We start from the raw sequence: 24,946 nt of genomic DNA on the forward strand, positions 1-24,946 counted from the left end.
CGGTGGAGCCGCCGGTGGGGGCGGTCGGGAAGGGCTTGCTCGTCATGTGTTCTCCTCGCGTCGATCGCCGCGGAGCGATGAGTTCACCGCCGCGTAGCGATCATTAACCGGCGTGCAGCGACCTGATCGCTTCCTGGGTCGACACTTAGTGTACAGTGCACGCCTTCGAAGGCCAGGGGTTGCCAGGAGCCGTGTCGGCGAGACGGATCGGACGCTCCTCTCCACAGGCCCCGGCGCGCCCCGTCCCCGTCCTGAGCGACTTGGTACCGTAGCCGGATGACGTCCGCGACGAACGCCGAGGAATCCGAGCGCGACGGCGCTCCGCCCGCCGAGTCGCCGACTCCCGCAGAATCTGTCGCGACGGAGACCGCTAATCCGGCCGCTCCCGCGCAGACGGCCGACCCCGCGCAGACGGCCGACCCCGCGCAGACGGCCGACCCCGCGCAGCAGCCCGAGACCGCCCAGCCCGCCGACCCCGAGCACCCCGTCGTCTTCGAGCTGCACGCCCTCACCCGCACCTTCGGGCGCACGGTCGCGGTCGACCGCATCGACCTCGCCGTCCGCGCCGGGACCTTCTACGGGATCATCGGCCCGAACGGCGCGGGCAAGACCACGACGCTGTCGATGATGACCGGCCTCCTCCGCCCCGACACCGGCCGCGTGCTCGTGCACGGCGTCGACGTCTGGAAGGACCCGCGCGCCGCGAAGCCGCTGATCGGCGTGCTGCCCGACCGCCTGCGCCTGTTCGACCGGCTGACCGGCGCGCAGTTCCTCTACTACTCCGCCGCGCTGCGGGGGATCGACCGGAAGACCGCCAAGCAGCGCACGGTCGAGCTCGCCGAGGCGCTCGGCCTGACCGACGCGCTCGAGCGCCTGATCTCCGACTACTCGGCCGGCATGGCCAAGAAGGTCGCGCTGGCCGGCGCCATGATCCACGCGCCCCGCGTCCTGGTGCTCGACGAGCCGTTCGAGTCGGTCGACCCGGTCTCCTCGGCCGCCGTGATCACCGTCCTGCGCCGCTTCGTCGCGGGCGGCGGCACCGTCGTGCTCTCCAGCCACGGCCTCGACTTCATCGAGCGCGTCTGCGACGACGTCGCCGTGATCGTGGGCGGCAAGGTCCTCGCCGCCGGGTCCGTCGAGGAGGTCGCCGGCACCGCGACGCTCGAGGAGCGCTTCCTCGAGCTCGCGGGCGGCAAGCAGATCGCCGAGGGGCTGCAGTGGCTGCACGACTTCTCCGGCTGAGGCTCGACGTCCTGCTCGGCGCCTTCCGCTCTGGCGCGCGGCACACGGGCGGTGCCCTGCTCGGGGTGCTCGTCGTCGTCGTGGCGACCGCGGCGCTCCTGGCCGGTCTCGGCACGCTCGAGCCCGGTTCCTGGCTCGCGGACGACGCCGTCGTCGCCGGGGGAGCGGTCGTCACGCTCGGCTTCCTGGTGCTCCCGTTCCTGCTCGGGCCGAAGGATCCGATGGACCCGCGCGCGTTCCGGCTCTTCGGCATCCCGAGTGGCCGGCTCGCGGCCGCGCTCGCGCTGGCCGGGCTCGTCTCCCTCCCCGTGCTCGCGCTCGTCGTCCTGGGTGCGGCGTCGATCCGGCTCTTCCCGGCCGCCGGACTCCTGGCCGTGCTCGGCCCGCTGCTCGGCGTGCTGACCGCGGCGCTGCTGGCCAGGATCGGCCTCGCCGCCTCCTCGGCGCTGGTGCCCTCCCGCACGGCGCGGGAGCTGCTCGCGGTGCTCGGCCTCGTCCTCCTGCTCACCGCGCCGGTCGCGCTCGTGCTGAGCACCGGACTCGACTGGGGCGGCGAGGGCTCCGAGGCGCTGGAGCGGCTCGCCGCCGTCCTCGCGCCGACTCCCTTCGGCGCCGCCTGGGCGATCGCGCCGAGCGCGGCGTCCGGGGCGGTCGCCGGCCCGCTGCTGACCGCGCTGCTCACCCTCGTCGTCGCCGGGGCGCTCTGGTGGCTGGTCGTCCGCGCGCTGACCGTCCGCCCCGAGCGCACCTCGCGACCGCCGCGGGGGCTCCGCCTGGGCTGGTTCGACGTTCTCGGCGGCAGCCGCACCGGTGCCATCGCCGCGCGCAGCACGACCTACTGGCTCCGGGACCCCCGCTACCAGGCGTCGCTCGTCGCGGTCCCGCTGCTCCCGGTGCTCGCCGTGGTGCTGCTGGCGCTGGTGGGAGTGCCGTTCCCGCTGCTCTCGCTGCTGCCCGTCCCGCTCGTCGCGCTGTTCCTCGGCTGGTTCCTGCACAACGACGTCGCCTACGACGGCTCGGCCTTCTGGCTGCATGCCGCCGCCGGGGTGCGCGGCTGGTCGGACCGCCTCGGCCGCGCCTTCCCGACGCTGCTCCTCGGCCTGCCGGTCGTCGTGCTCGGCTCGCTCGTCAGCAGTGCCACCTCCGGCCTCGACGATGCGCTGCCGGTCCTGCTCGCGGTGAACGCCGCGCTGCTCCTGGTGCCCGCGGGGGTCGCGAGCGCCCTCTCCGCGCGGCTCGCCTACCCGGCGCCGCGTCCCGGCGACAGCGCCTTCGTCCAGCCGCAGGCACCGGGAGCGAGCGGGGCCGGCTCGCAGGCGCTCGCCTTCGGCCTCGGGCTGCTTCTGTCAGCGCCGACCGTCGTGCTGGCGGTGCAGACCCTGTTCTTCGAGGGCGACCGGGACCAGGCGATCCTCGCGGGCCTCGGCAGCGCGGTCGGCGTCTTCTTCCTCGGTGTGCTGCTCGGCGGCTTCCTCTTCGACCGCCGCGCGGCCGAGCTGGTCTCTTTCACCAGCCGCTACTGAGCCTCACGGAGCCCCGCCCGCTCCCGCGCTCCGAGCGTAGGATCGGAGGCATGACGTCCCGATTCGAGAACAGCAGCACCGACCCCCTCGAGGGAGGCGGAGGAACCGCCACCCTCGACCGCGAACTCGAGGAGCTCCTCAACCAGGAGACGATCGAGCCGGGCGACCACGAGCGCTTCTCCCACTACGTCCCGAAGGACAAGATCCTCGAGAGCGCGATGACCGGCAAGCCCGTCCGCGCCCTCTGCGGCAAGAAGTGGCTGCCGGGCCGCGACCCGGAGAAGTTCCCGGTCTGCCCCTCCTGCAAGGAGATCTACGCCCGGATGAAGTAGGGCGCGCGGCCCGGCCCCCTCGGGAGCCGGGCCGGTCCCGTTCTGGGACCGTTCCGCTCAGGGGCCGTTCCGCTCAGGCGTAGCGGGTCGGGATCACCGGGTCGCCGCGGCCGAGACGCAGCGCGTCCTGCGGCAGCTCGAGCACGGCGTTCGCCCGGTGCTCGCGCGCGGTGACGACACCCGCCGCACCCAAGTACTCCTCGCGGATCCGGCCGTCCTCGATCAGCGGCACCAGCAGCGCGCGCTCGTCCTCGCCGACCGCGCCCTCGGGCCCGGCTCCCACGTGCACGACCTCCTCGACGGCGACGCCGTCCTCGGTCAGGCGCCGCCCCGCGGACTTGCGTCCGCCGATGGAGGCCTTCGCCGCCGACTTCTTGGCGACCGAGACCCACTCGCCCGCATCGTCCTCGTGCGCGACGAGCTTGTAGACCATGCCCGCGGTGGGGTGGCCGGAGCCGGTTGCGACCGAGGTGCCCACGCCGTAGGAGTCGACGGGGGAGGCGGCCAGCGCCGCGATGCCGTACTCGTCCAGGTCGTTGGTGACGGTGATCTTCGTGCCGGTGGCGCCGAGCCCGTCCAGCTGGGCGCGGACGGCGGCGACCTGCTGGGGGAGGTCGCCCGAGTCGATCCGCACGGCGCCGAGCGAGGTGCCCGCCACCCGGACCGCGAGGTCCACCGCGGCGGTGACGTCGTAGGTGTCGACGAGGAGGGTCGTGCCGGGGCCGAGCGCGGCGACCTGCGCGCGGAAGGCGTCCTCCTCGGAGTCGTGCAGCAGCGTGAACGCGTGCGCGGAGGTGCCCATCGTCGGCACGCCCCAGCTGCGGCCCGCCTCGAGGTTCGAGGTCGCGCCGAAGCCCGCGATGTGCGCCGCGCGCGCAGCGGCGACCGCCGAGCGCTCGCCGGCCCGGCGCGAGCCCATCTCGGCCAGCGGCCGGCCGTCGGCGGCCGAGACCATCCGGGCCGCGGCGCTCGCCACGGCGCTGTCGTGGTTGAGCACGCTCAGCACCAGCGTCTCGAGCAGCACGCCCTCGGCGAAGGGCGCCTCGACGATCAGCACGGGAGAGCCGGGGAGGTAGACCTCGCCCTCGCGGTAGCCCCACATGTCGCCCTGGAAGCGGTAGTCGGCCAGCCAGTCCAGCGTGCGGGCGTCGACGACGCGGTTCTCCCGCAGCCAGTCGAGCTCGGCGTCGCCGAAGCGGAAGCGGGAGATCAGCTCGAGCAGGCGGCCGGTGCCGGCGAGGATCCCGTAGCGGCGGCCCGGCGGGAGGCTCCGCGCGAACACCTCGAACATGCAGCGCCGGTTGGCGGTGCCGCTGCCGAGAGCGCCCTCGACCATCGTCAGCTCGTAGCGGTCGGTGAGGAAGGCCGTCGCGTCCATCCGACCAGTGTTCCATGCACCGTTCCCCGCACGGGGCACCCTCCCCGGGCGCGGGTAGGCTCTTCCTCCGTGACGGACGCACCCCTCGGCATCTTCGACTCCGGCGTCGGCGGACTCACCGTCGCCCGCGCCGTGATCGACCAGCTGCAGAACGAGTCGATCGTCTACCTCGGCGACACCGCGCACTCGCCCTACGGGCCCAAGCCCCTCGCCGACGTCCGCGCCTACGCCCTGGACACCCTCGACACGCTGGTCGACCAGGGCGCGAAGCTGCTGGTGATCGCCTGCAACACCGCCTCGGCCGCGATGATGCGGGACGCGCGCGAGCGCTACACGATCGGCCGCGGCATCCCGGTGATCGAGGTCATCCAGCCCGCCGTCCGCAGCGCCGTCCGCGACACCCGCAACCGCAGGGTCGGCGTGATCGGGACCGTCGGCACGATCCGCTCGCGCGCCTACGACGACGCGTTCGTCGCCGCACCGGACCTCGAGCTGGTCACCGCCGCCTGCCCGCGCTTCGTCGAATTCGTCGAGGCCGGCGTCACCTGGAGCGACGAGCTGCTGGCGCTCGCCGAGGAGTACCTCGCGCCGCTCAAGCAGGCCGGCGTCGACACGCTCGTGCTCGGCTGCACGCACTACCCGCTGCTGCGCGGCGCCATCGCCTACGTGATGGGGCCCGACGTCCGGCTGGTCTCGAGCGCCGAGGAGACCGCGCTCGACGTCTACCGCACACTGGTGGCGCACGGCCTGCAGCGCACCGCCGCCGCCCCGCCGACCTACCGCTGGGAGGAGACCGGATCGAGCGATTTCGTCCGCCTCGCCCGGCGCTTCCTCGGCCCCGAGGTCTCGAGCGTCGACCTCGTCGAGACCGGCACGATCAACCTGCGCGAGCTCGACCGGGCCGCGCGCCGCACGACTCCAGGGAGACCCGAGTGACCGACAGCACCGCCGCCCAGCCCGCCGCCGCCCAGCCCACCGTCAAGCGCAAGGACGGCCGCGCGCCCGACGAGCTGCGCGCGATCACCATCGAGCGCGGCTGGAGCACCCAGGCCGAGGGCTCCGCGCTGATCTCCTACGGGAACACCAAGGTGCTCTGCACGGCGTCCTTCACCAACGGCGTCCCGCGCTGGCTGCAGGGCAAGGGCAAGGGCTGGGTCACCGCGGAGTACGCGATGCTGCCCCGCGCCACCAACTCCCGGATGGACCGCGAGGCCGTCAAGGGCAAGGTCGGCGGGCGCACCCACGAGATCTCCCGGCTGATCGGCCGCAGCCTGCGCGCCGTCGTCGACACCAAGGCCCTCGGCGAGAACACGATCGTGATCGACTGCGACGTCCTCCAGGCCGACGGCGGCACCCGCACCGCGGCGATCACCGGCGCCTACGTGGCGATGGTCGACGCGATCGAGTGGGCCCGCGGCAAGAAGTACGTCGGCCAGAAGGCTCAACCGCTGATCGACAGCCTGTCGGCGGTCTCCGTCGGCATCATCGACGGCGTCCCGATGCTCGACCTGGCCTACGTCGAGGACGTGCGCGCGGAGACCGACATGAACGTCGTCGTCACCGGCCGCGGCCTCTTCGTCGAGGTGCAGGGCACCGCCGAGGGCGCCCCCTTCGACCGCCGCGAGCTCGACGCGCTGCTCGACCTCGCCGTCGGCGGCGCGGCCGACCTGGCCCGCTTCCAGACCGAGGCGCTCGCCGCGGGGCAGGACGCGTGAGCCTCGACCTCGTCCTCGCCACCCACAACGCGGGCAAGGTCGAGGAGTTCCGGGCGATGCTGGCCGGCGCGCTGCCGGGCGTCGGCGTCCGCGCCTTCGACGGGCCGGAGCCGGTCGAGGACGGCGTCTCCTTCACCGAGAACGCGCTGATCAAGGCGCGGGCCGCGGCGGCGCACACCGGCCTCGTCGCGCTCGCCGACGACTCCGGCCTCTGCGTCGACGTGCTCGGCGGCTCGCCCGGCATCTTCTCGGCCCGCTGGTCGGGCCGCCCGCACGACGCGGTCGCGAACTATGAGCTGCTGCTCGCGCAGCTGATCGACGTGAAGCCGGAGCACCGCGGCGCGCACTTCGTCTGCACGATCGCGCTGGTCGTCCCCGAGTCGGTCCTGCCCGGCGGCCGCGAGATCGTGGTCGAGGGCCGCTGGGACGGCGCCATCGCCGCCGGCCCGCGTGGCACCAACGGCCACGGCTACGACCCGGTCTTCGTCCCCGCCGGCTCGGCCCTCTCGGCCGCCGAGATCGCCCCCGCCGAGAAGAACGCCCGCAGCCACCGCGCCCGGGCCTTCACCGCCCTCCGAGCCGAGCTGACCGCCCTGGCGGCCACTCTGCCCTGATCGGGGGCGCAGCCTCCCGACCGCGAGATGCCACTTGTGCACGCGACACGCCGTGTCGAGCGTGCACAAGTGGCATCTCGCGGAAGGGGTCAGTGCTTGCGGTGCTTGTCGTCGACGGCGGTGGGGTCGAGGACGAGGGCGCTCGCCTCCGACGCGTCGGTCTCCTTGTCGGCCGCGAGGCGGGCCTTGCGGCGCTGCTGGAGCAGGTGGAACACCGTCGGGATGATCGCGAGGGCCACGGCGCCGATCAGGATCACGTCGATGTAGTGCGAGACGAAGTCGGCGACGGGCGGGATGAAGGCGAGGAGCCAGCCGATCAGCGTCACGCCGCTGCCCCAGATCAGGGCGCCGATGGCGTTGTAGAGGCTGTACCTGCGGTAGTTCATGTGGGCGACGCCGGCGGCGATCGGCGCGAAGGTGCGGACGATCGGCACGAATCGCGCGAGGATCACCGCGAGGCCGCCGAAGCGCTCGAAGAAGGCGTTGGTGCGCTTGACGTTCTCGATGCTGAAGAGGCCCGACTCCTTGCGCTCGAAGATGCGCGGGCCGGCCTTGTGCCCGATCAGGTAGCCGACCTCGCCGCCGAGGAACGCCGAGAAGCCGACCGCGAGGCAGATCAGCCAGATCGGGACGCCCAGCCCGCCGTTGGAGGCGTTCTCGTGAGCCAGCAGGCCCGTGATGATCAGCAGGGTGTCGCCGGGGAAGAGGAAGCCGATCAGCAGGCCGGTCTCGGCGAAGACGATCAGGCAGACGACCAGCACGCCCCACGGACCGAACGAGGTGAGGATCGTCTCCGGGTCCAGCCAGGGGATCAGGGCGGCGTGGTTCAACGGTTCTCCAGTCGATCAGTGCCGTGCGGCCGGCCGACGCCGCAGCCGATCCTCGGTCTGCGGCGGCTCGACCGCGCTCACTGTACCGGCGAAACCGGGAAGACGGCCGGGGCGGCCCCCGAAGGTGGCGTGCCACGCCGGTCACTCCGAGCGCCCCTGGTGCGGAAGGTGGGACTCGAACCCACATGCCTCTCGGCACAGGAACCTAAATCCTGCGTGTCTGCCATTCCACCACTCCCGCGTGCGCGCTCCAGTGTAGGAGGGGAGCGCGAGCAGGGGCCCGCGCGGAGACCGCGTGGCCGCCAGGCGTGCTGCGGGTCAGGTGCGCGGGCGCCGGTGCGGCAGGTACCGCGGGATCCAGCGCGAGAGCGCAGCGGCACCGGCCAGCCCGAGCACGCCCATCGCTCCCGCAGCGAACGGCAGCGAGACCGCCGCGGTCAGCGCGGACACCGCGATCGGCGCCGCGGCGTTGCCCGCGTCGCCGGTGAAGCGGAACGCCCCGAGGAAGGGCGCCGGATCCTTCGGCGGTGCGAGATCCGCGGCGATCGTCATCAGGATGCCCGAGCCGATCCCGTTCGCCACCGCGAGGACGCAGGCCACCGCGATGAACCAGGGCACCGGATCGGCGGCGAGGAGTGTCGCCACCAGCAGAAGGTGCCCGACCCCGAGGCCGATCATCGACGGGATCGCCGTGGCGCCGCGGCCGAAGCGGTCCATCACCTGTCCGCCCGCGTAGAAGAGGGCGAAGTCGAGGGCCCCGGCGATGCCGATGATGATCGCCGTGTCGGTCTCGGCGAGGCCGAGGCTGACCGCCCAGAGCGGGAGGATCAGCGTCCGGCTCGCGCGCAGGGCGCCGATCACGGCGGCGCCGGAGCCCATCCGCGCGAGCACGCCGCGGTGCGAGCGGAGGGTGCGGACCAGGCCGGGGGAGGACTCCGGCACGGCCGCGGCCTCGGCGGCGGCGTCGAGTGCGGGGTCGGCGGCGGCGGAGGCGGCCGCCGCGCGGCGCAGCACCGTCGCCGGGTCGGGCACCAGCAGCAGCACGACCACCGCGGCCACGCAGCAGGCGATGTGCACCCAGAAGATCGACTCGACCGAGCCGCTGAGGTGCACGACCCCCGCCGCGAGGAACGGACCGATCAGCCAGCCCGCGCGGAACACCCCCGCGAGCGAGGACAGCGCCCGGGCCCGGTGGCTGATCGGCACGAACGAGGTCATGAAGGCGTGCCGGGCGAGCGCGAAGACCGCCGTCGCGAGGCCGATCAGGAAGACGCCCACGGTCAGCGTCACCCACGAGGTGGAGACGAGGCAGATCACCAGGCCGAGGATCGAGGCGGCCGAGGCGCCGAGCATCGCGCCGCGCTCGCCGATCCGCGAGACGATCCAGCCGCTCGGGATGTCGCCCGCGAGCTCGCCGATCATGATCATTCCCGCGACGAGGCCGGCGATCGCCAGCGTCGCCCCGAGGTCGCCGGCGACGGCGGGGAGGAGGGGGATGATCGCGCCCTCGCCGACCGAGAAGAGCAGCGTCGGCAGGAAGGTCGAGAGCAGGAGGGGCCCGACGGGGAAGGGGCGCTCGGCGGTGCTGCTCACCAGCCCCATCCTAAGCGCCGCCCGGGCGGCCGCCCGCGGTGACCCCCGGCGCCCCCGGTAGTCTGGAGCCACCATGCTGGACAACGACTTCACCGAGCAGATCACTGCTCTCCGCTCCACCTTCTCCGACATCCTCGCCGTCATCGACGTCGCCGAGCTCCGCGCGAAGATCGAGGAGCTGAACGAGCAGGCGGGCGTCCCCGACCTCTGGGACGACACCGACAACGCGCAGAAGGTGACCAGCGCGCTGAGCCACCGCCAGTCCGAGCTCGCCCGGATCACCGCGATCGAGCGGCGCCTGGACGACCTCGAGGTCCTGGTCGAGATTGCCAACGAGGCCGACGACGCCGAGTCCGAGCAGGAGGCGATCGCCGAGCTCGAGGCCCTGCAGAAGACGATGGGCGAGCTCGAGGTGCAGACCCTCCTCGACGGCGAGTACGACGACCGCCCCGCCGTCATCACGATCCGCGCGGGAGCCGGCGGTGTCGACGCCTCCGACTTCGCCGAGATGCTGATGCGGATGTACCTCCGCTGGGCCGAGAAGCACAAGTACCCCGCGACCGTGATGGACGCGAGCTACGCGGAGGAGGCCGGCATCAAGTCCGCCACCTTCCAGATCGACGCGCCCTACGCCTTCGGCACCCTCTCCGTCGAGGCCGGCACCCACCGCCTCGTGCGGATGAGCCCGTTCGGCGCCGCGGGCAAGCGCCAGACGTCCTTCGCCGCGGTCGAGGTCATCCCGCTGATGGAGGAGGCCGGCGCGATCGAGATCCCGGACAACGACATCCGCGTCGACGTCTTCCGCTCCTCCGGCCCCGGCGGCCAGTCGGTCAACACGACCGACTCCGCGGTGCGCCTGACCCACCTCCCCACCGGCCTGGTCGTCTCGATGCAGAACGAGAAGAGCCAGATCCAGAACCGCGCTGCCGCCATGCGCGTGCTGCAGTCGCGCCTGCTGCTGCTGCAGAAGGAGCAGGAGGCCGCGACCAAGAAGGAGCTGGCCGGCAACATCACCGCGAGCTGGGGCGACCAGATGCGCAGCTACGTCCTCGCGCCGTACCAGATGGTCAAGGACCTCCGCACCGACCACGAGGTCGGCAACCCCTCGCACGTCTTCGACGGCGACCTCGACGGCTTCATCGCCGCCGGCATCCGCTGGCGCAAGTCCGCCTGACCGGCAGTAGCGACGCTCGACGCAAAGCTACGGACGGCCCGCGCCAACATGTCGGGCCGATCGTTGCGGTGCGGCGAATCGGGGCGCTCCTCGCCAAATCTGGGGCAGACAGGCGAGGCGCATTGTTCTATCTTCGAGAAGTCCTCACGGTGAGGATCATTCACGAAGGAGTGGGTCATGTTCAGGCAAATGATGAAGGTCGGGGCTGGTGGCGCCGGGCTGGTGCTCGCGTTCGGTCTCGTTCCACCGGCCCAGGCTGACGAGCAAGGCGTCCTCGGCGACCTGGCGTCGGTGTCATCGTTCTCCGACAGCGTCGCGACAGACGTCCTTGCTCGGGTCGCCGACGTTCCCGCGCGAGAAGCCGGAGCGGCGATCATGGAGGCGACCGTCGACGGCGTCGAGCTTTCGCTCCCCAGAGATCCTGAGTCGCCGATAAAGCTGACGACGACCGGCGATGGAACCATCGAACTCCTCCTGCCGTTCTCGGAGTCGGCGGCCGACGCAAACGTCGAGACCGATGGGGTTGTCTCCTACGACAACGGCAATCAGTCGACCACCGTTCCGATCGTGAAAGACGACGGCTCCGTGCAGATCACGACCCTCATCGAGGATGCTTCGTCGCCCACCACTTACGAATACGGTCTCGTCCTCCCCCCTGGTGGATCAGCATCCCTCCAGGACAACGGCGCAGTGCTGCTTGCCGCCGAGACCGGTGGCTACGTCGGCATCGTCGCTCCTGCCTGGGCCACGGATGCGTCCGGGGCGAGCGTTCCGACGCACTACGAGATCGGCAGCGGCATCCTTCGTCAGGTCGTCGAGCACTCCGCCGCTGATACCGCGTATCCGGTCATCGCGGACCCGTGGTTCGGCGTCAATCTGATCGACAGGTTCGCCTGGTCCAAGCCTGACCACCCGACCAATCACGGTCGCGGCTGGACGATCTCTGTCGCTGTCACGCCGATGATGGCTTTGGTCAACGAGCTCGTCGCATCAACGGCAGGGTGGGACGAGCTCGTCTCTCGGATCAGTGCCGACAATCCCGCCGGAACCAACTTCCCGAACCGCTCTTATCAGCTGCAGTGGCAATGCCATTCCCTGGGGAAGGCCGCGATCGGGCTGAGCGGATGGCTCGGTATCGACCAGCGTCCGACCTGGGATCTGGAGAGCTGGCGCCGAGAGATCAGCGTCCCCGAGGCCTGGGGTGGCGTCATCGACAAGCACTGCAACTGGTAGAAACCTCCCATGAGCTCTCCGATCGAGCGTCCGATCCGCCCCGCTGTACTCGGGCTTGCGGTGTTCGCGGCGGCGGCGGCCGCCTCCGTCGTCGCGTCCGTCATCGGCAACCGGACAGGTGCGTTCGACGCCGTGCCGGACGAGGGGTGGCGGGTCGGCTTCGCGGTGGCGCTGGCGCTCGCCGGTCTGCTGCTGCTCGGAGCCGCCGCTCTCCTCGGGCGCGCGTGGGGTGCCGAGCGAGGGGGGAGCACAGCCCCCGTGATCGCGACGACGGCGGCCGCGGCGGCGGTCTGCCTTGTCGTCGGGCTGTCGCTCGTCAGCGTCGGGACGGAGCCGGCGACGTCGATGCCGACTCCCGAGGCGCAGAGGGCGTCGTCGGCTCTCGCGATCGCTCTTCTCGCCTGCGCGACCGTCTCCGCCGGCTCCTTCGTCGTCGCTCTGGTGCGGCGGCCGGGGGAGTCGCGAGGCGTCTGACTCCCAGGTCGGGTCCGCCGAAGGGCCGGCCGCTCGGCGCGCCGGGCGGCCGGACGGGTCACTCTCCGGAATCGTCGCTTACCCTCGTACCGACATGATTCGCTTCGACAACGTCTCCAAGCAGTATCGGGGTGGCACGAGACCCGCCCTCAACGCCATCGATCTCGAGATCCTCCGGGGCGAGTTCGTCTTCCTCGTCGGCGCCTCCGGGTCCGGCAAGTCCAGCTGCCTCCGCCTGATCCTCAAGGAGGAGCGGCCCTCCTCCGGCTCGATCCACGTGCTCGGGCAGAACCTGGGCAAGATCTCGAGCCGCAAGGTCCCCTACTTCCGCCGCAACATGGGCGTGGTGTTCCAGGACTTCCGGCTCCTCCCGAACAAGTCGGTCTTCGACAACGTCGCCTTCAGCCTCCAGGTGATCGGCAAGTCGAAGGGCTACATCCAGGAGGCGGTCCCCGACACGCTCAAGATGGTGGGCCTCGCCGGCAAGGCCGCGCGCCTGCCGCACGAGCTCTCCGGCGGCGAGCAGCAGCGCGTCGCCATCGCCCGCGCCGTGGTCAACAAGCCCGCGGTCCTCCTCGCCGACGAGCCGACCGGAAACCTCGACCCGACGACCAGTGCCGGCATCATGGCGCTGCTCGAGCGGATCAACGCCGGCGGCACGACCGTGATCATGGCCACCCACGAGGCCGGCATCGTCGACCAGATGAAGCGCCGCGTCATCGAGCTCTCGGCGGGCAGCATCGTCCGCGACGAGAGCCGGGGCGGCTACGGCCAGACCGAGAGCATCACCGTCGTGCACGACGGCGTCGTGGTCGTCGCGGCCGACGACCACCCGACCACCACGTCCTCGATCGCCGTCCCCGTGATCACCGAGAGTGCGCTCGCGCCCACCGAGGTCCCGGAGGTCGACCTGCGCCGCGCGCCGGCGCCCGCCGCCGCCGCTCCGGAGCTCCCCGAGCACGGCGCCGCGTTCGCGCGCCCGCGCCTGCCGCAGACCGCGCCGCAGCCCCGCGTCCCGGAGGGCCGCCGCTCGGCCGCCGCCCCCGAGACCCATGTCGCTCCGGCGCGCCCCACCACCCGGTCGAACCCGGTCGTCCCGCCGCCGCCCCCCGCCCCGACCGAGGCGCCCGCCTCGCCGCGCGTGGTCGAGCTGCAGAGCCAGACCGGCCCGATCTACCTCCCCGCCGACACCGGGGCCCTCCCCGAGGAGTCCCTCGCGGCCCGCCTGGGGCTGCGCGCCCACGCCGGCGAGGGCGACGAGTCCGGGGACGACCAGCAGGATGTAGGACCCGTCAAGTGAGATACGCACTGATCTGGTCGGAGGTCTCCAGCGGCCTCCGGCGCAACGTCTCCATGGTCGTCTCGGTGATCCTGGTGACCTTCATCTCGCTCACCTTCGTCGGCACCGCGATCCTGCTGCAGATGCAGATCGGCCAGATGAAGAACTTCTGGTACGACAAGGCCCAGGTCGCGGTGTACATGTGCACCGCCACTTCCGGCGGCGCGAACTGCAGCGGATCCGACGCGACGCAGGAGCAGATCGACACCGTCGAGTCGCAGCTCGCGGGCGCGACGCTCGCCCCGTACATCGACCGCTCCTACTTCGAGGACCACGACCAGGCCTACGCGAACTTCCAGGAGCAGTTCGCCGGGAACCCGGTCGCCGAGTACGTCACGCCCGACCTGCTCAACCAGACCTTCTGGATCAACCTGAAGGACCCCACGCAGTCGGACGTGCTCGTGGAGAGCCTGTCCAGCGTCTCGGGGGTCGAGAGTGTCACGGATCAGAAGCAGTACCTCGACCAGATCTTCTCGATCCTCAACGCGGCCAGCTACACGGCCATCGGCATCGCGGTGCTGATGCTCGTGGCGGCGGTGCTGCTGATCGCGACGACGATCCGATTGTCGGCGTTCTCGAGGAGACGGGAGCTGGGCATCATGCGGCTCGTGGGCGCCTCGAACCGGTTCATCCAGACCCCCTTCATCCTCGAGGGCGTGTTCGCGGCGCTGCTCGGCTCGATCCTCGCGGGGGTCGCTGTCGTCGCGATCGTGGTCTTCTTCGTCCAGGGGTTCCTCGCGTACCGGATCCCGCTGACGTCGTTCGTGGGCGTCGACGACGCGCTGATCGTGGTGCCGATCCTGATCGTGGTGGGGATCGTCCTGGCGGCGATCTCGGCGAACGTGGCGATCGCGCGGTACCTGCGGGTCTAGACCGCCCGGCGTTCTCGGCCGCGTGCGGTCGTATACTGGTGGGCTGCCCCGATCGGGGCGGCCCACCATCGCTCTCGGACCGAAGGAGCAGCCGTGCCCAGGGAACAGGGACAGAAGGTCGTCGCGACCAATCGCAAGGCGCGCCACGACTACCTCATCGAGGACACCTACGAGGCGGGACTCGTGCTCTCGGGCACCGAGGTCAAGTCGCTCCGCAACGGCCGCGCGTCGCTGGTCGACGGCTACGCCTTCGTCGACGGCGGTGAGGCGTGGCTCGACGCCGTGCACATCAACGAGTGGGCCCAGGGCACCTGGACCAACCACCCGCCGCGCCGGAAGCGCAAGCTGCTGCTGCACAAGGCGCAGATCCTCAAGATCCACAACAAGGTGAAGGAGGGCGGCTACACGCTGATCCCGCTCTCGCTCTACTTCAGTGACGGCAAGGCCAAGGTCGAGCTCGCGGTCGCGAAGGGCAAGAAGGACTACGACAAGCGCCAGGTGCTCCGCGAGCGCCAGGACCGCCGCGAGGCCGACCGCGCCATGTCCACCCGCCGCCGCATGGGCGAGTAGGCCGTCCGCGCCGATGTCCCGCAAGCGGGGGAGGCGCGCGCTCCGGTCCTGAGAGACTGGAGGACGTGACCTCTCCCGACAACGCCCCCGACGCGCCGCCCACTGCCGCGGAGGAGAGGACGCGCTGGCGGGCCTTCGCGGTCGCGGTATCGGTCGCCGCCTTCACGATCCTCGACCTGTCGAAGGTCAACGTCGGGCTGCCCTCGATCGAGAAGTCGCTCTCGGCCGATCCGAGCCAGCTGCAGCTGATCGTCGCCGGCTACGCGCTCGCGTTCGGTCTCTCGCTCGTTCCCTCCGGACGGCTCGGCGACATCAAGTCGCGGCGCCTGCTGTTCCTCGTCGGCCTCACCGCGTTCACGCTCGCGAGCCTGCTCTGCGCCGTCGCGCCGACGATCGAGCTGCTCGTCGTCGCCCGCTTCGTCCAGGGCATCGCCGCCGGCATCCAGATGCCGCAGGTGCTCGGCCTGGTGCAGCAGCTGTTCACCGGGGCTGCACGGGCCCGCGCCTTCGGCGTCTTCGGCGCCGTGATCGGCCTCTCCACGGCGTTCGGGCCGACCCTGGGCGGCCTGCTGATCGCGATCGGCGGCGAGCAGGACGGCTGGCGGCTGCTGTTCTGGATGAACATCCCGCTCGGCATCGCCGCGCTGGTCTTCGCCTGGAAGCTGCTGCCGAAGGTGCAGCGCACACCGCAGGGCGACACCTCGCTCGACCCGGTCGGCCTGCTGCTGCTGGGCGTGACGATCTTCGCCTTCATGCTGCCGTTCCTGCTGACCACCGGTGCCTCGACGGACTCGCCGTTCCGCTGGTTCTGGCTGCTGCTCGCGGTCGTCGCCGCGTACGCCTTCGTGAAGTGGGAGGCGCACTACGCCGCGAAGGACCGCACCCCGGTCATCGACTTCCGGATCTTCCGCACCAGCTCGTACCGCAACGGGATCCTGGTCGCGACCTCCTACTTCGCGGCCATCCCGGCGACCTTCCTGCTGACCACGCTCTTCCTCCAGCAGGGCCTCGGCCTCGCGCCGGTGTTCGCGGGCATGGTCAGCATCCCGTTCGCGCTGACCTCGGCGGTCACCGCCTGGTACGGCGGCAAGCTCGTCCAGCGCTACGGTCGCGCACTCGTCGTGCTGGGCATCGTGCTCGTCGTCATCGGCTTCACGCTGGTGCTGCTGGCGGCCGAGCTGCTGCCGGCCGAGACCGCGGCGTACGGGATGGGTGCGGCGATGCTGGTCGCCGGCGCGGGCGGCGGCTTCGTCGTCTCGCCGAACCAGACGCTGACGCTCGCCGAGATCTCGCCCGAGCAGGGCGGCGTCGCGGGCTCGGTCGGCCAGCTCGGCCAGCGCGTCGGCACCGCGGTCGGCACGGCCTGCGCCTCCGCCGTCTTCTTCGCCACCCTCGCCAGCGAGGCCGGGATGGCCGAGGGACTCGACCAGTACCACGACGCCTTCCGCAACGGCTACTTCGTCACCCTCGGGCTGATCGCACTCGCCCTCGTGCTCGGACTGCTCGATCTGCGCCGTCGTCGGGTCACCGCCCGCGCGACGAGGTAGACTCTTCTCTCGTAACTCCACAGTGTGCGACGACGACCCACTCCACCTGGCCCGTGTCTGCCAAGGCTCAGTGCCGGCGAGTGCTCGCGGGGATGATCGGTTTCGACATTGCCTGCGAAACTGCGAGAAGCGGGTCGAGGATTCAGGGTTATCTCGTTAACGATCTCTGAAAAACACAGGTGCCGAACAGAAGCGCACCGACTTCGCTCTCGCTGCCTAAGCCAGAGTAGATAGTCCGTCAGCCCGTGGGTGCGTCCTCGCCCCGGATCCTGGCGTCATCTAGAGGACTTGCTGCGTCGTTACGCCTGAGGGCGACGCGGGACTTGCACTCGGGCTGGGCCCGTCGACCGATGCGCCAGTGGTAACGGTCGGGGCCGAGTAGAACGCTCTCACTGGCTACACCCGTAGAAGGCGCAGAATCACAGCGATGGACGGGGGTTCGATTCCCCCCATCTCCACCACCGGTCGTCGTCGCACACAGGAGCTGCCGCTCCGAGCCGCTGCCGCTCCGAGCCGTCACTCCGGACGCACGTCCAGCTGGCGGACGCGGCCGTAGAGGGTCAGCAGCGCGAGGCGCTCGTCGTCGTCGCGCTCCGCGCCGTTCTCCGGACCCTGGAGCGTCTCGGGAGGCGTCCACGCGCGGTAGAGGTTCTCGGGCGTGACGACCGTCGCCATCGCTCCCTCCGGGTAGTGCGCGTGGGCATCGAGGGGCAGCTCGGCGAATCCGCTCGGGAGCATCCGCGCGAGTGCCTGCGTGAGCGGTGCGAGGCGCTCGGCGCGCTCGTCGTCGACGGTCAGCGTCACCGCGTTCATCGCCGCGAGAGCGGCAGCCAGGTGCTCGACCGCGTGGTCGTCCGCGCACTCCTCCGTGACCAGGAGGGCGACGACGCCGCGGGGCTTCAGCCAGCCCAGGACGGCCTCCTCGGCGCCGCCGTGCACCGACACGATCCGGTCCGAGGTCAGCGCGTAGTCGTGGATCAGCCGGGACCAGCGCCGGACGGAGTCCTCGGTCGAGTCCGCCAGCGTCTCCGCCGCCGAGAGCAGCGCGCACTGCTGCTGCAGCCGGGTGAAGAGGCTGTCCGCCGGCCGGAGCTCGTGCTCCGCCGTCGCCGAGCGCTCCGGCTCCGCGCTCTCCGGAACGTCTCCTGCGTGCTCGTGCATCTTCGACTCCTGCAGCGCTTCGCGGCACCCCCGAGCCGTTCGCCGATCGTGTGTGATCGTCCTCCCACAGTGCGCGTGCGCCGCGAACCTGTCAATCGAGGCGCGGAGGGGATTGACCCGGACGGCGGGCGTCCGGGCTGGTCGTCAGCGCGCGGCGCCGAAGAGGCTGCCCGTGGTCTCGCCGGTCGCAGGGTCGAAGACGGCGCAGAGCACGGCGCGGTCGCCGTGGCGCCAGCTGACCTCGGACGGGACGAAGCTGCGGTACTCGAGGGCGGAGTCGCCGTAGGCGATGCCCATCACCGCGCTGAACTCGGGCTCGCAGCCGGCGTCCGCCTGCGCCAGCAGGGTGTTGCGGCTGGTGTAGTCGTCGCCGGGCTGCGCGAAGACGTGGAAGACCTCGAGGTCGTGGCTGTCCGCGCAGGGGACGGCCTCGAAGTCGGCGACGCGGTCGTCGTCCGGCTCCCGGAGGCAGTCGCCCTTCGCCACCGAGAAGGCGTCGACGACGCCCGCGGTGGTGACCGTGCCGCCCTCGTCGCGGAGCGCTGCCGGATCGTCGGAGCCGACGACGGACGAGCACGCCGCGAGCGGGAGCACAGCGGTGAGGAGTGCCGCCGCGAGGAGCGCCGAGCGCCGGCTCATCGGCGGGCGGCGATCGCGAGGACCTCGTCGTGCAGGAGGCCGTTGGTCGCGACGGCGCTGCCGTGCCAGGGGCCGTCCTCGCCGTCGGCGGAGGTGAAGCGGCCGCCCGCCTCCTGGACGATCGGGACCAGGGCGGCGAGGTCGTAGGGCTTCACGTCGAACTCGCCCGCGCCGTCGATGAGGCCCTCGGCGACCAGCATGTAGGGCCAGGCGTCGCCGTAGGCCCGGTCGCGCCAGACCGTGCGCGCGAGCTCCAGCAGCTGCTCGAGCCGGCCGGCGCCGTCCCACTGCTGGATGCTGTTGTAGCTGAAAGTGGCGTCGGCGAGGGACGCGACGCCGGAGACCTGGAGCCGGCGCGGCTCCTCGGCGGCCGGGGCGACCAGGACGCCGCGCAGGCCGTCCGGCAGGTCGAGGCTGCCCAGGGGAGCGCGGCTCTCGTCCACCCAGGCGCCGGCGCCCCGGGAGGCCCACCAGCGCTTGCCGAGGGCGGGGGCCGAGACGACGCCGACCACCGGGACGCCGTCGATCGCCAGCGCGATGAGGGTGGCCCAGATCGGGACGCCGCGGACGAAGTGCGCCGTGCCGTCGATCGGGTCGAGGATCCACTGGCGAGAGGCCTCGCCGGAGGTGCCGAACTCCTCGCCGAGGATCGCGTCGTCGGGGCGCTCTGCGGCGAGGAGCGCGCGGATCGCCTCCTCGACGGCGCGGTCCGCGTCCGAGACGGGCGTGCTGTCGGGCTTGGTGTCCACGACGAGGTCGAGGGCGAGGAAGCGCTCGCGCGAGATCGCGTCGGCGGCGTCGGCGAGGCGGAGGGCGAGGCGGAGGTCGTCGTCGAGGGTCACGCGTCCACGATACTGAGCGCCCCTGGCGGAGGGGCGCACTGCATGCTGGTCGAGTAGCGCCCAACGCGTATCGAGACCCGCCCCTCGGAGCACGGTGGATCTCGATACGCCCGCTGCGCGAGCTACTCGATCAGCATGGCGCGAGTGTCGATTTGACGAAACGGGGGTGGGCGCTGGTAATGTGATCCCTCGGTTCGGCACGCACGATTCGCCGGTCGCCACGCACCTCTAGCTCAATCGGCAGAGCAACTGACTCTTAATCAGTGGGTTCTCGGTTCAAGTCCGAGGGGGTGCACCACATCGAGACGCCCGCCACTCCGGCGGGCGTTTCGTCGTTTCCGGAGCGTCCGACGTCGTCGCGCTCCGCCTGGGCATCCCCGCAACGTGCGGCGTCGCCCCGTGCGCTCCCCGCCGTGTCCGTGGGAGGCTGCCCTCTTCGTCCGATCCGCTCGATGGTGCGCGCCCCTTCCCCCACCCGAAAGGACCGCCGTGCCAGAAGACGCCCTGCAAGAAGTCGGCTCCATCGCCCTCGCCGTGCTGATCGCCGTCGTGATCGCCGTCGTCGTGACCGCGGTCTTGGCGCTGATCATCCGCTCGATCGGCAAGCGCAAGACGTGGGCCCGGCTGCTGATCCGCCGGGTGCGCATCCCGTTCCGGGTGCTGCTGCTCACGATCGCCGTCTGGGCCGCGCTCGCCGCCACCGTCTCCGGTGACCCCTGGCCAGGGCTCGTCGACCGGATCTTCCAGATCGCCACGATCGGCGCCGCCGCCTGGCTGGTCGGCGCGACCTTCGTCTTCCTCGAGGACCTGGGCGCCGAGCGCTACCGCACCGACACCGCCGACAACCGGCGGGCCCGACGCCTGCGCACCCAGATGACGATCATCCGGCGGGTGGCCGTCGCGGCCGTCGTCGTGATCGCCATCGGCGCCTCGCTGCTGACCTTCCCCGAGGCGCGGACCGCCGGAGCCTCCCTGCTGGCCTCGGCCGGTGTGCTCTCGATCGTCGCCGGTCTCGCCGCGCAGTCGAGCCTGACCAACATCTTCGCGGGGATGCAGCTCGCCTTCAGCGACGCGATCCGCCTGGACGACGTGGTCATCGTCGAGAACGAGTGGGGCCGGATCGAGGAGATCACCCTGACCTACGTGGTCGTGCACCTCTGGGACGACCGCCGCCTGGTGCTGCCGACCAATTACTTCACCACCCAGCCCTTCCAGAACTGGACCCGCACCGGCTCCGAGCTGCTCGGCGCCGTCGAGCTCGACCTGGACTGGCGCGTCCGCCCCGACGAGATGCGCACCGAGCTGCACCGGATCCTCGAGGAGACCGACCTCTGGGACCAGCGGGTCAGCGTCCTGCAGGTCACCGACGCGGTCGGCGGCTACGTCCGGATCCGCGTGCTCGTCACCGCGAAGGACGCTCCGACGCTCTTCGACCTGCGCTGCTACGTCCGCGAGGGTCTGGTGAGCTGGCTGCACGAGAGCGACCCGATCGCCCTGCCGCGCCAGCGCGTCGAGATGCAGCACGAGGAGGCGGGCACCGCCCCCGCACCGCGCAGTCGCACGAAGTCGGCGCCGGACAACCTGTTCTCGGGCGACCAGCAGTCGAACGAGCGCGGTGCGCTCTTCACCGGGCTGATCGACCTCCGCGAGACGCCCGACCGCGACGGCCGCCGGCACGACTGACCGCCACGGCGGGCGGCGGTCCGGCGCTGCGTGTGCCGGAAGCGGCGAGGGCCCGTGGCGGTACCCGTGGCGGAACTCGTCCAGAGCCGGTCACGGGTCGCAGCAATGATCACCGAGCAGTGAGCCGGATCCGATCGGCGGCGAGAAGGCGGTCCTCGGTCGCGATGCGGTCGAGGGCGGCGGCGTATTCCGGACCCGCTCGATGGGTGAACGCGTGACCGGCCATCGTTCGGGCGTCTACGACGAGCTGCTCGAGCAGGGGCAGCAGGTCGGCCTGCAGGAGGCCGGCGAGACGGGCATGCGCGAGATCGTCGTGGAGATCGTCCAGCCAGCGGCGGGCGAGGGCCGGCGTCGGGGGATTCAGCCGTCCGATCTCGACCGCTTGGGCCGCGCCGTCCAGCCGGCTCTCTTCGGGTCCACGGTTCTCGTCGTAGAGCGTCTGGCCGGCTCGGTTGCAGATCGTGATCCGGTCCACGGCGTCGGAGCTCTCTGCGGCCGCGATCGTCTGCGGTGTTCCGCTGTACCCGTGCTCGTGTGCCTCGAGCGGAGTCCAGCGGGCGTCGCCTCCGAGGCGGGCGTCGGTGACGGCACGGTGCAGGATCGAGTTCCGGCTGACCGCAGCAGGGACGGAGAGCGCCACGATCCGCGTCGCGTACCCGGCACCGTGGAAGGCAGCGGCCTCCGCGAGCGTCACTGTGGGCCGGCGAAAGGTGCCCTCGATCAGGACGCTGTACCGGTGCCGGCGGGCATGGTCGATGGCCATCCGCATCCACTCGCCGACGGTGGCGTTCGTCGCTCGCGTCATGTTCGCGGGGTCATCGGAGAGGAGCTCGAGATAGGCGGGATGGAACGCTCGGAGTTCGTCGACGCCGAGGGGGAGCGGTGCGGCACCCGGGTACTCGAGCAGGACCTCCTCCGACGCGCGGGTCTTGCCAGCGCCGGGCTGCCCTCCGAGGAGGACGGCGACCGGGCCCGCCGCGGTGACCGCCCCGTCGAACAGGAGCGGCTCGATGACGTCGCGGAAGAGGCGACGGCGTTCGGAAGGCGGGAGCTCGTATCGGCTCTCGTCGATCACCTCGCGCGCAGCTCCTGCAGCTCGCGATCGAAGCGAACCGTCGCGGCGGCGATCTCTTCCGCGTCTCGGGTCGGCACGGCCCGCGCCGCACGTCGGACAGCGACCATGCGCTGCATTCCGGCGTGATGCTCGGGATCGGACGAGTCCGCGGGGAGACGCGCGGCGTACTCGCCCACGAGGCGAAGGGCCGTCTCACGCATGGCGTCGTACTCGGCGACGGTGTCGTGGTCGACGGCGGCTGACGATGTCGTTGTTCCGGTCACCGGTGTCATCTGCGCCTCATCTCTCGTGGTTCGAGTCTACCCAGCGGCGCGTCGAGCGGCGGAGGACGTTCTCCTGCGTGACGTTCGCGTCCCGCGGCGCCTGCTCTCTCGAACCGGGACCTCTCGCTCGTCGGTGCAGGGCTGCTCGAACTGCTCGGACCTGTGCGCCGAGGCGACGCAGGCCCGGTCCCGGCTCAGCCGCGCTCGCTCGCGAAGGCGAGCAGCGCCTCGGCGATCTGCGCGTCGGCCTCCTCGTGGCTGATCGTGGCGGTGCCGTCGCCCGGCTGCAGGCCGTACCAGCCGAAGTCGGCGTGGTTCGACCCGTCGATCTCGACGAAGCGCGCGTCGGCGGGCAGCCGGTCGCTCGCCGCGGCGACCTTCTCCGGGGTGCTCAGGCCGTCCTCCGAGCCGCTCACGCTCAGCACGGGCAGTCCCGACGCGGACAGGTCGTTCGCGCAGTAGCTGCCGAAGAGCACGAGGCCCGCGACCTCGGGGTCCTCGCCCCACTGGCAGGCCTTCACGCCGCCCAGGGAGTGCCCGCCGACCAGCCACTCGTCGACGCCGTCCGCCTGCGCCGTGAAGCTCTCGAGCGAGCGCAGGTCGAAGAACGCCAGGTTGAGGATCGGCCGGGTGATCACCACGCTCGCGCCCTCCTCGACGAGCGGCGCGAGGGTCGCCTCGTAGGAGGCCGCGTCGACCTTGGCGCCGGGGACGAAGACGAGGCCGACGCCGTCGAGGCCGGTGCCCGCGTCGTCCGTCGGGGTGAGCACGATCGCGGTGTCGGTGCGCTCGACGGCGACCGCTTGGTCCGCGTCGACGCGGGCGAGCGCCTCCGGATCGGGGCCCATCACGATCGAGGACCAGGTCAGGAAGCCGAGGACGGCGACGGCGACGAGGCCGCCCAGGCTCAGGAGGACGATCCGGAGCGGGCGGCGGTGCCTCCGCGGGGAGGCTGCGCGCGCGGCCCGGGCGCTCATCGGTGCCGCGCGATCGCGTCGGCGGCCTGGACCAGCGCGAGGTGCGAGAGCGCCTGCGGGGTGTTGCCCGCGTGGCGCCGGTTCTCGACGTCGTACTCCTCCGAGAGCAGGCCCACGTCGTTGCAGAGCCCGACGAGGCGGTCCATCAGCGTGCGGGCGTCGTCGAGACGGCCGGAGTCGGCGTACTGCCGGACCAGCCAGAACGAGCAGGCCAGGAAGGGATGCTCACCGCCGGCCAGGCCGTCGACCGAGGACTCCGTGCGGTAGCGGTGCAGCAGGCCGTCGTGCATCAGCGCCCGCTCGAGCTCGGCGACCGTGCCGAGCATCCGCGGGTCGTCCGCGGCGACGAAGCCGACCATCGGCAGCACGAGCAGCGAGGCGTCCACCTCGGTGGAGCCGTAGGACTGCACGTAGTGGCCGCGCTCGGAGTCGAAGCCCCGCTCCTCGATCTCGGCGCGGACGGTGTCGCGCAGCCGCTCCCAGGTCTCGACCGGGCCGTCGAGCCCGTGCTCGCGGACGGCGCGGACGCCGCGGTCCAGCGCCGCCCAGACCATCACCCGGGAGTGGGTGAAGTGCCGGGGCTCGCCGCGGATCTCCCAGATGCCGTTGTCGGGCCGCTGCCAGTTGCTCTCGACGAAGCCGAGCAGCGCGCGCTGCAGCGGCCAGGAGAACTCGGTCTCATCCACTCCGGCCACGCGCGCCTCGTGCAGCGCCACCATCACCTCGCCGATCACGTCGGCCTGGTACTGGTCGACGGCCGCGTTCCCGATCCGGACGGGGGAGGCGCCGTCGTAGCCGGGCAGGCTCGGCATCTCCCGCTCGGCCAGGTCGCGCTCGCCGGCCAGGCCGTACATGATCTGCACGTCCTCCGGCGAGCCGGCGACCGCCCGGAGCAGCCAGGCGCGCCACTTCTGCGCCTCCTTCTCGAAGCCGTGCGCGAGCAGGGCCTCGAGGGTGAGGGACGCGTCGCGGAGCCAGACGTAGCGGTAGTCCCAGTTGCGGCTGCCACCGAACTCCTCCGGGAGGGAGGTGGTCGCGGCGGCGACGATGCCGCCGGTCTGGTCGTCGGTCAGGGCGCGCAGCGTGAGCAGCGAGCGGACCACGGCGTCACGGTGCGGGCCGTCGTAGCGGATGGCGCCGGCCCAGTCCGTCCACCAGCGGACGGTGCGCTCGATCGCCTTGTCGACGTCGAGCACCTTCGGGGCGCGCTGGTGCGAGGGGAACCAGGCCATCGAGAGGTCGACCGTCTCGCCGGGCGCGACGTCGAACTCGGCGGAGTGCACGTGGTCGGTCGCCGAGAGGCGCACGCCGCGGACGACGACCGCATCCGGGCCGGCGACGGCGACGAGCAGCGGATCCTCGTCCGTGCCCTCCTGGCGCACCCACGGCATCGTGCGGGCGTAGTCGAACCGGATCCGCAGCTCCTGGCGCATCCGCACCGAGCCGGAGACCCCCTTCACGCGGCGGACCAGCTCGGCGCGGTCGTCGCGCAGCGGCATCACGTCGGTGACCTCGACGACGCCGGTCGCGGTGGTCCAGGTGGTGACGAGGGCGAGGGTGTCGCCGAGGTAGTGCCGCTCCACGGTGGCGTCCGCGTCCACCGGCCGGAGCGACCAGCGGCCCTGGTCGTCACCGCCGAGGAGCGCGCCGAAGATCGAGGCGGAGTCGAAGCGGGGGAGGCAGAGCCAGTCGATGCCGCCGTCACGGGAGACGAGAGCGGCGGTGCGGCAGTCGGAGAGGACGGCGTAGTCCTCGATCGGGGAGACCATGCGCTGATCCTGGCAGCAGAACGCTGGGCGCTCCTGCGAGCACCGCGGACCGCCGACCCGGACACGCCGCCGTCAAGGCCGGGAAACGGTCGGCGGGGGCG

At 71.8% G+C, this 24,946-nt stretch carries 24 protein-coding genes, 2 tRNA genes and 1 other RNA gene; 16 read left to right on the forward strand and 11 right to left on the reverse strand.

Annotation, left to right across the window (positions count from 1 at the left end; genetic code table 11):
* Positions 1–276: 276 nt before the first annotated feature.
* Genes EDF35_RS16560 through EDF35_RS16570 form a run of 3 tightly spaced genes read left to right on the forward strand, consistent with a single transcriptional unit; the run spans position 277 to position 3,097 of the window.
* Positions 277–1,242, forward strand: a complete 966-nt coding sequence (locus EDF35_RS16560; RefSeq protein WP_123705083.1) for an ABC transporter ATP-binding protein — start codon at positions 277–279, stop codon at positions 1,240–1,242.
* On the forward strand, positions 1,218–2,765 hold the full coding sequence (locus EDF35_RS16565; protein ID WP_133963139.1) for an ABC transporter permease: 1,548 nt from the start codon (positions 1,218–1,220) through the stop codon (positions 2,763–2,765). Before EDF35_RS16560 ends, EDF35_RS16565 begins: the two co-directional genes overlap by 25 nt.
* A gap of 50 nt (positions 2,766–2,815) precedes the next feature.
* Positions 2,816–3,097, forward strand: a complete 282-nt coding sequence (locus EDF35_RS16570; RefSeq protein ID WP_123448008.1) for a DUF3039 domain-containing protein — start codon at positions 2,816–2,818, stop codon at positions 3,095–3,097.
* A 73-nt stretch (positions 3,098–3,170) separates the two neighbouring features.
* Here EDF35_RS16570 and EDF35_RS16575 read toward each other — a convergent pair whose 3' ends face one another.
* On the reverse strand, positions 3,171–4,475 hold the full coding sequence (locus tag EDF35_RS16575; RefSeq protein WP_133963140.1) for a nicotinate phosphoribosyltransferase: 1,305 nt from the start codon (positions 4,473–4,475) through the stop codon (positions 3,171–3,173).
* Positions 4,476–4,544: 69 nt separating this feature from the next.
* On the opposite strand from EDF35_RS16575, the gene murI reads away from it, so the two are divergent.
* The 3 genes from murI to EDF35_RS16590 are packed head-to-tail and all read left to right on the forward strand — an operon-like array spanning position 4,545 to position 6,804.
* The gene (gene murI / locus EDF35_RS16580) at positions 4,545–5,411 is read left to right on the forward strand and encodes a glutamate racemase (RefSeq protein WP_132438493.1); all 867 of its coding nucleotides are present in this window, start codon (positions 4,545–4,547) and stop codon (positions 5,409–5,411) included.
* A complete protein-coding gene (rph, locus tag EDF35_RS16585; protein ID WP_123705079.1) occupies positions 5,408–6,190 on the forward strand; it encodes a ribonuclease PH in 783 nt (260 codons plus the stop codon). Before murI ends, rph begins: the two co-directional genes overlap by 4 nt.
* The gene (locus tag EDF35_RS16590) at positions 6,187–6,804 is read left to right on the forward strand and encodes a non-canonical purine NTP pyrophosphatase (RefSeq protein ID WP_133963141.1); all 618 of its coding nucleotides are present in this window, start codon (positions 6,187–6,189) and stop codon (positions 6,802–6,804) included. Before rph ends, EDF35_RS16590 begins: the two co-directional genes overlap by 4 nt.
* A gap of 89 nt (positions 6,805–6,893) precedes the next feature.
* Here the strand turns inward: EDF35_RS16590 and EDF35_RS16595 are convergent, their stop codons facing one another.
* The 3 genes from EDF35_RS16595 to EDF35_RS16605 all read right to left on the reverse strand — a co-directional run bounded on the left by EDF35_RS16595 (position 6,894) and on the right by EDF35_RS16605 (position 9,227).
* Positions 6,894–7,634, reverse strand: a complete 741-nt coding sequence (locus EDF35_RS16595) for a VTT domain-containing protein (RefSeq protein ID WP_133963142.1) — start codon at positions 7,632–7,634, stop codon at positions 6,894–6,896.
* 157 nt (positions 7,635–7,791) lie between these two features.
* A tRNA-Leu gene (locus EDF35_RS16600) sits at positions 7,792–7,875 on the reverse strand.
* Between the two features lie 77 nt (positions 7,876–7,952).
* Positions 7,953–9,227: an MFS transporter gene (locus EDF35_RS16605; RefSeq protein ID WP_243840029.1), complete on the reverse strand. Its 1,275-nt coding sequence runs from the start codon at positions 9,225–9,227 to the stop codon at positions 7,953–7,955.
* A 73-nt stretch (positions 9,228–9,300) separates the two neighbouring features.
* Between EDF35_RS16605 and prfB the strand changes: the two genes are divergently transcribed.
* From prfB to ssrA, 8 genes are all read left to right on the forward strand, one after another.
* Positions 9,301–10,401 carry a peptide chain release factor 2 gene (gene prfB / locus EDF35_RS16610; protein WP_133963144.1) on the forward strand — a complete coding sequence of 367 codons (1,101 nt, stop codon included), beginning with the start codon at positions 9,301–9,303 and terminating at the stop codon, positions 10,399–10,401.
* Positions 10,402–10,578: 177 nt separating this feature from the next.
* Positions 10,579–11,634, forward strand: coding sequence for a hypothetical protein (locus tag EDF35_RS16615; protein WP_133963145.1), 1,056 nt, complete (start codon positions 10,579–10,581; stop codon positions 11,632–11,634).
* A gap of 9 nt (positions 11,635–11,643) precedes the next feature.
* Positions 11,644–12,108, forward strand: a complete 465-nt coding sequence (locus tag EDF35_RS16620; protein WP_133963146.1) for a hypothetical protein — start codon at positions 11,644–11,646, stop codon at positions 12,106–12,108.
* Between the two features lie 94 nt (positions 12,109–12,202).
* On the forward strand, positions 12,203–13,408 hold the full coding sequence (gene ftsE / locus EDF35_RS16625; RefSeq protein ID WP_133963147.1) for a cell division ATP-binding protein FtsE: 1,206 nt from the start codon (positions 12,203–12,205) through the stop codon (positions 13,406–13,408).
* The gene (ftsX, locus tag EDF35_RS16630; protein ID WP_123447997.1) at positions 13,405–14,319 is read left to right on the forward strand and encodes a permease-like cell division protein FtsX; all 915 of its coding nucleotides are present in this window, start codon (positions 13,405–13,407) and stop codon (positions 14,317–14,319) included. Before ftsE ends, ftsX begins: the two co-directional genes overlap by 4 nt.
* 93 nt (positions 14,320–14,412) lie before the next feature.
* Positions 14,413–14,889: an SsrA-binding protein SmpB gene (gene smpB / locus EDF35_RS16635; protein ID WP_123447996.1), complete on the forward strand. Its 477-nt coding sequence runs from the start codon at positions 14,413–14,415 to the stop codon at positions 14,887–14,889.
* A gap of 65 nt (positions 14,890–14,954) precedes the next feature.
* Complete coding sequence (locus EDF35_RS16640) at positions 14,955–16,436, forward strand: MFS transporter (protein WP_166674145.1); 1,482 nt, start codon at positions 14,955–14,957, stop codon at positions 16,434–16,436.
* 88 nt (positions 16,437–16,524) lie between these two features.
* Positions 16,525–16,897: a transfer-messenger RNA gene (gene ssrA, locus EDF35_RS16645) on the forward strand.
* A gap of 55 nt (positions 16,898–16,952) precedes the next feature.
* Here ssrA and EDF35_RS16650 read toward each other — a convergent pair.
* The 3 genes from EDF35_RS16650 to EDF35_RS16660 form a co-directional block, all read right to left on the reverse strand.
* Positions 16,953–17,597 (reverse strand): hypothetical protein, encoded by a 645-nt coding sequence (locus EDF35_RS16650; RefSeq protein ID WP_133963149.1) that lies wholly within the window; start codon positions 17,595–17,597, stop codon positions 16,953–16,955.
* A 144-nt stretch (positions 17,598–17,741) separates the two neighbouring features.
* Positions 17,742–18,236 carry a septum formation family protein gene (locus EDF35_RS16655; protein ID WP_123705072.1) on the reverse strand — a complete coding sequence of 165 codons (495 nt, stop codon included), beginning with the start codon at positions 18,234–18,236 and terminating at the stop codon, positions 17,742–17,744.
* Positions 18,233–19,078: an inositol monophosphatase family protein gene (locus EDF35_RS16660; RefSeq protein ID WP_123447993.1), complete on the reverse strand. Its 846-nt coding sequence runs from the start codon at positions 19,076–19,078 to the stop codon at positions 18,233–18,235. The genes EDF35_RS16655 and EDF35_RS16660 overlap by 4 nt, the downstream gene beginning before the upstream one ends.
* A gap of 222 nt (positions 19,079–19,300) precedes the next feature.
* On the opposite strand from EDF35_RS16660, the gene EDF35_RS16665 reads away from it, so the two are divergent.
* Both EDF35_RS16665 and EDF35_RS16670 read left to right on the forward strand, forming a co-directional pair.
* Positions 19,301–19,376, forward strand: a tRNA-Lys gene (locus EDF35_RS16665).
* A 191-nt stretch (positions 19,377–19,567) separates the two neighbouring features.
* Positions 19,568–20,761 (forward strand): mechanosensitive ion channel domain-containing protein, encoded by a 1,194-nt coding sequence (locus EDF35_RS16670; protein WP_133963150.1) that lies wholly within the window; start codon positions 19,568–19,570, stop codon positions 20,759–20,761.
* Between the two features lie 109 nt (positions 20,762–20,870).
* Here the strand turns inward: EDF35_RS16670 and EDF35_RS16675 are convergent, their stop codons facing one another.
* The 4 genes from EDF35_RS16675 to EDF35_RS16690 form a co-directional block, all read right to left on the reverse strand.
* Positions 20,871–21,836 carry a zeta toxin family protein gene (locus EDF35_RS16675; protein WP_133963151.1) on the reverse strand — a complete coding sequence of 322 codons (966 nt, stop codon included), beginning with the start codon at positions 21,834–21,836 and terminating at the stop codon, positions 20,871–20,873.
* Positions 21,833–22,108, reverse strand: coding sequence for a hypothetical protein (locus EDF35_RS16680; protein ID WP_123705068.1), 276 nt, complete (start codon positions 22,106–22,108; stop codon positions 21,833–21,835). Before EDF35_RS16680 ends, EDF35_RS16675 begins: the two co-directional genes overlap by 4 nt.
* Positions 22,109–22,293: 185 nt before the next feature.
* Positions 22,294–23,076, reverse strand: a complete 783-nt coding sequence (locus EDF35_RS16685; protein WP_133963152.1) for an alpha/beta hydrolase — start codon at positions 23,074–23,076, stop codon at positions 22,294–22,296.
* The gene (locus tag EDF35_RS16690) at positions 23,073–24,845 is read right to left on the reverse strand and encodes a glycoside hydrolase family 15 protein (RefSeq protein WP_133963153.1); all 1,773 of its coding nucleotides are present in this window, start codon (positions 24,843–24,845) and stop codon (positions 23,073–23,075) included. The genes EDF35_RS16685 and EDF35_RS16690 overlap by 4 nt, the downstream gene beginning before the upstream one ends.
* Between the last annotated feature and the right edge of the window lie 101 nt (positions 24,846–24,946).

The sequence above is a fragment of the Rathayibacter sp. PhB151 genome, from assembly GCF_004366415.1.
In the GTDB taxonomy this organism is placed as follows: Bacteria; Actinomycetota; Actinomycetes; order Actinomycetales; family Microbacteriaceae; genus Rathayibacter; species Rathayibacter festucae.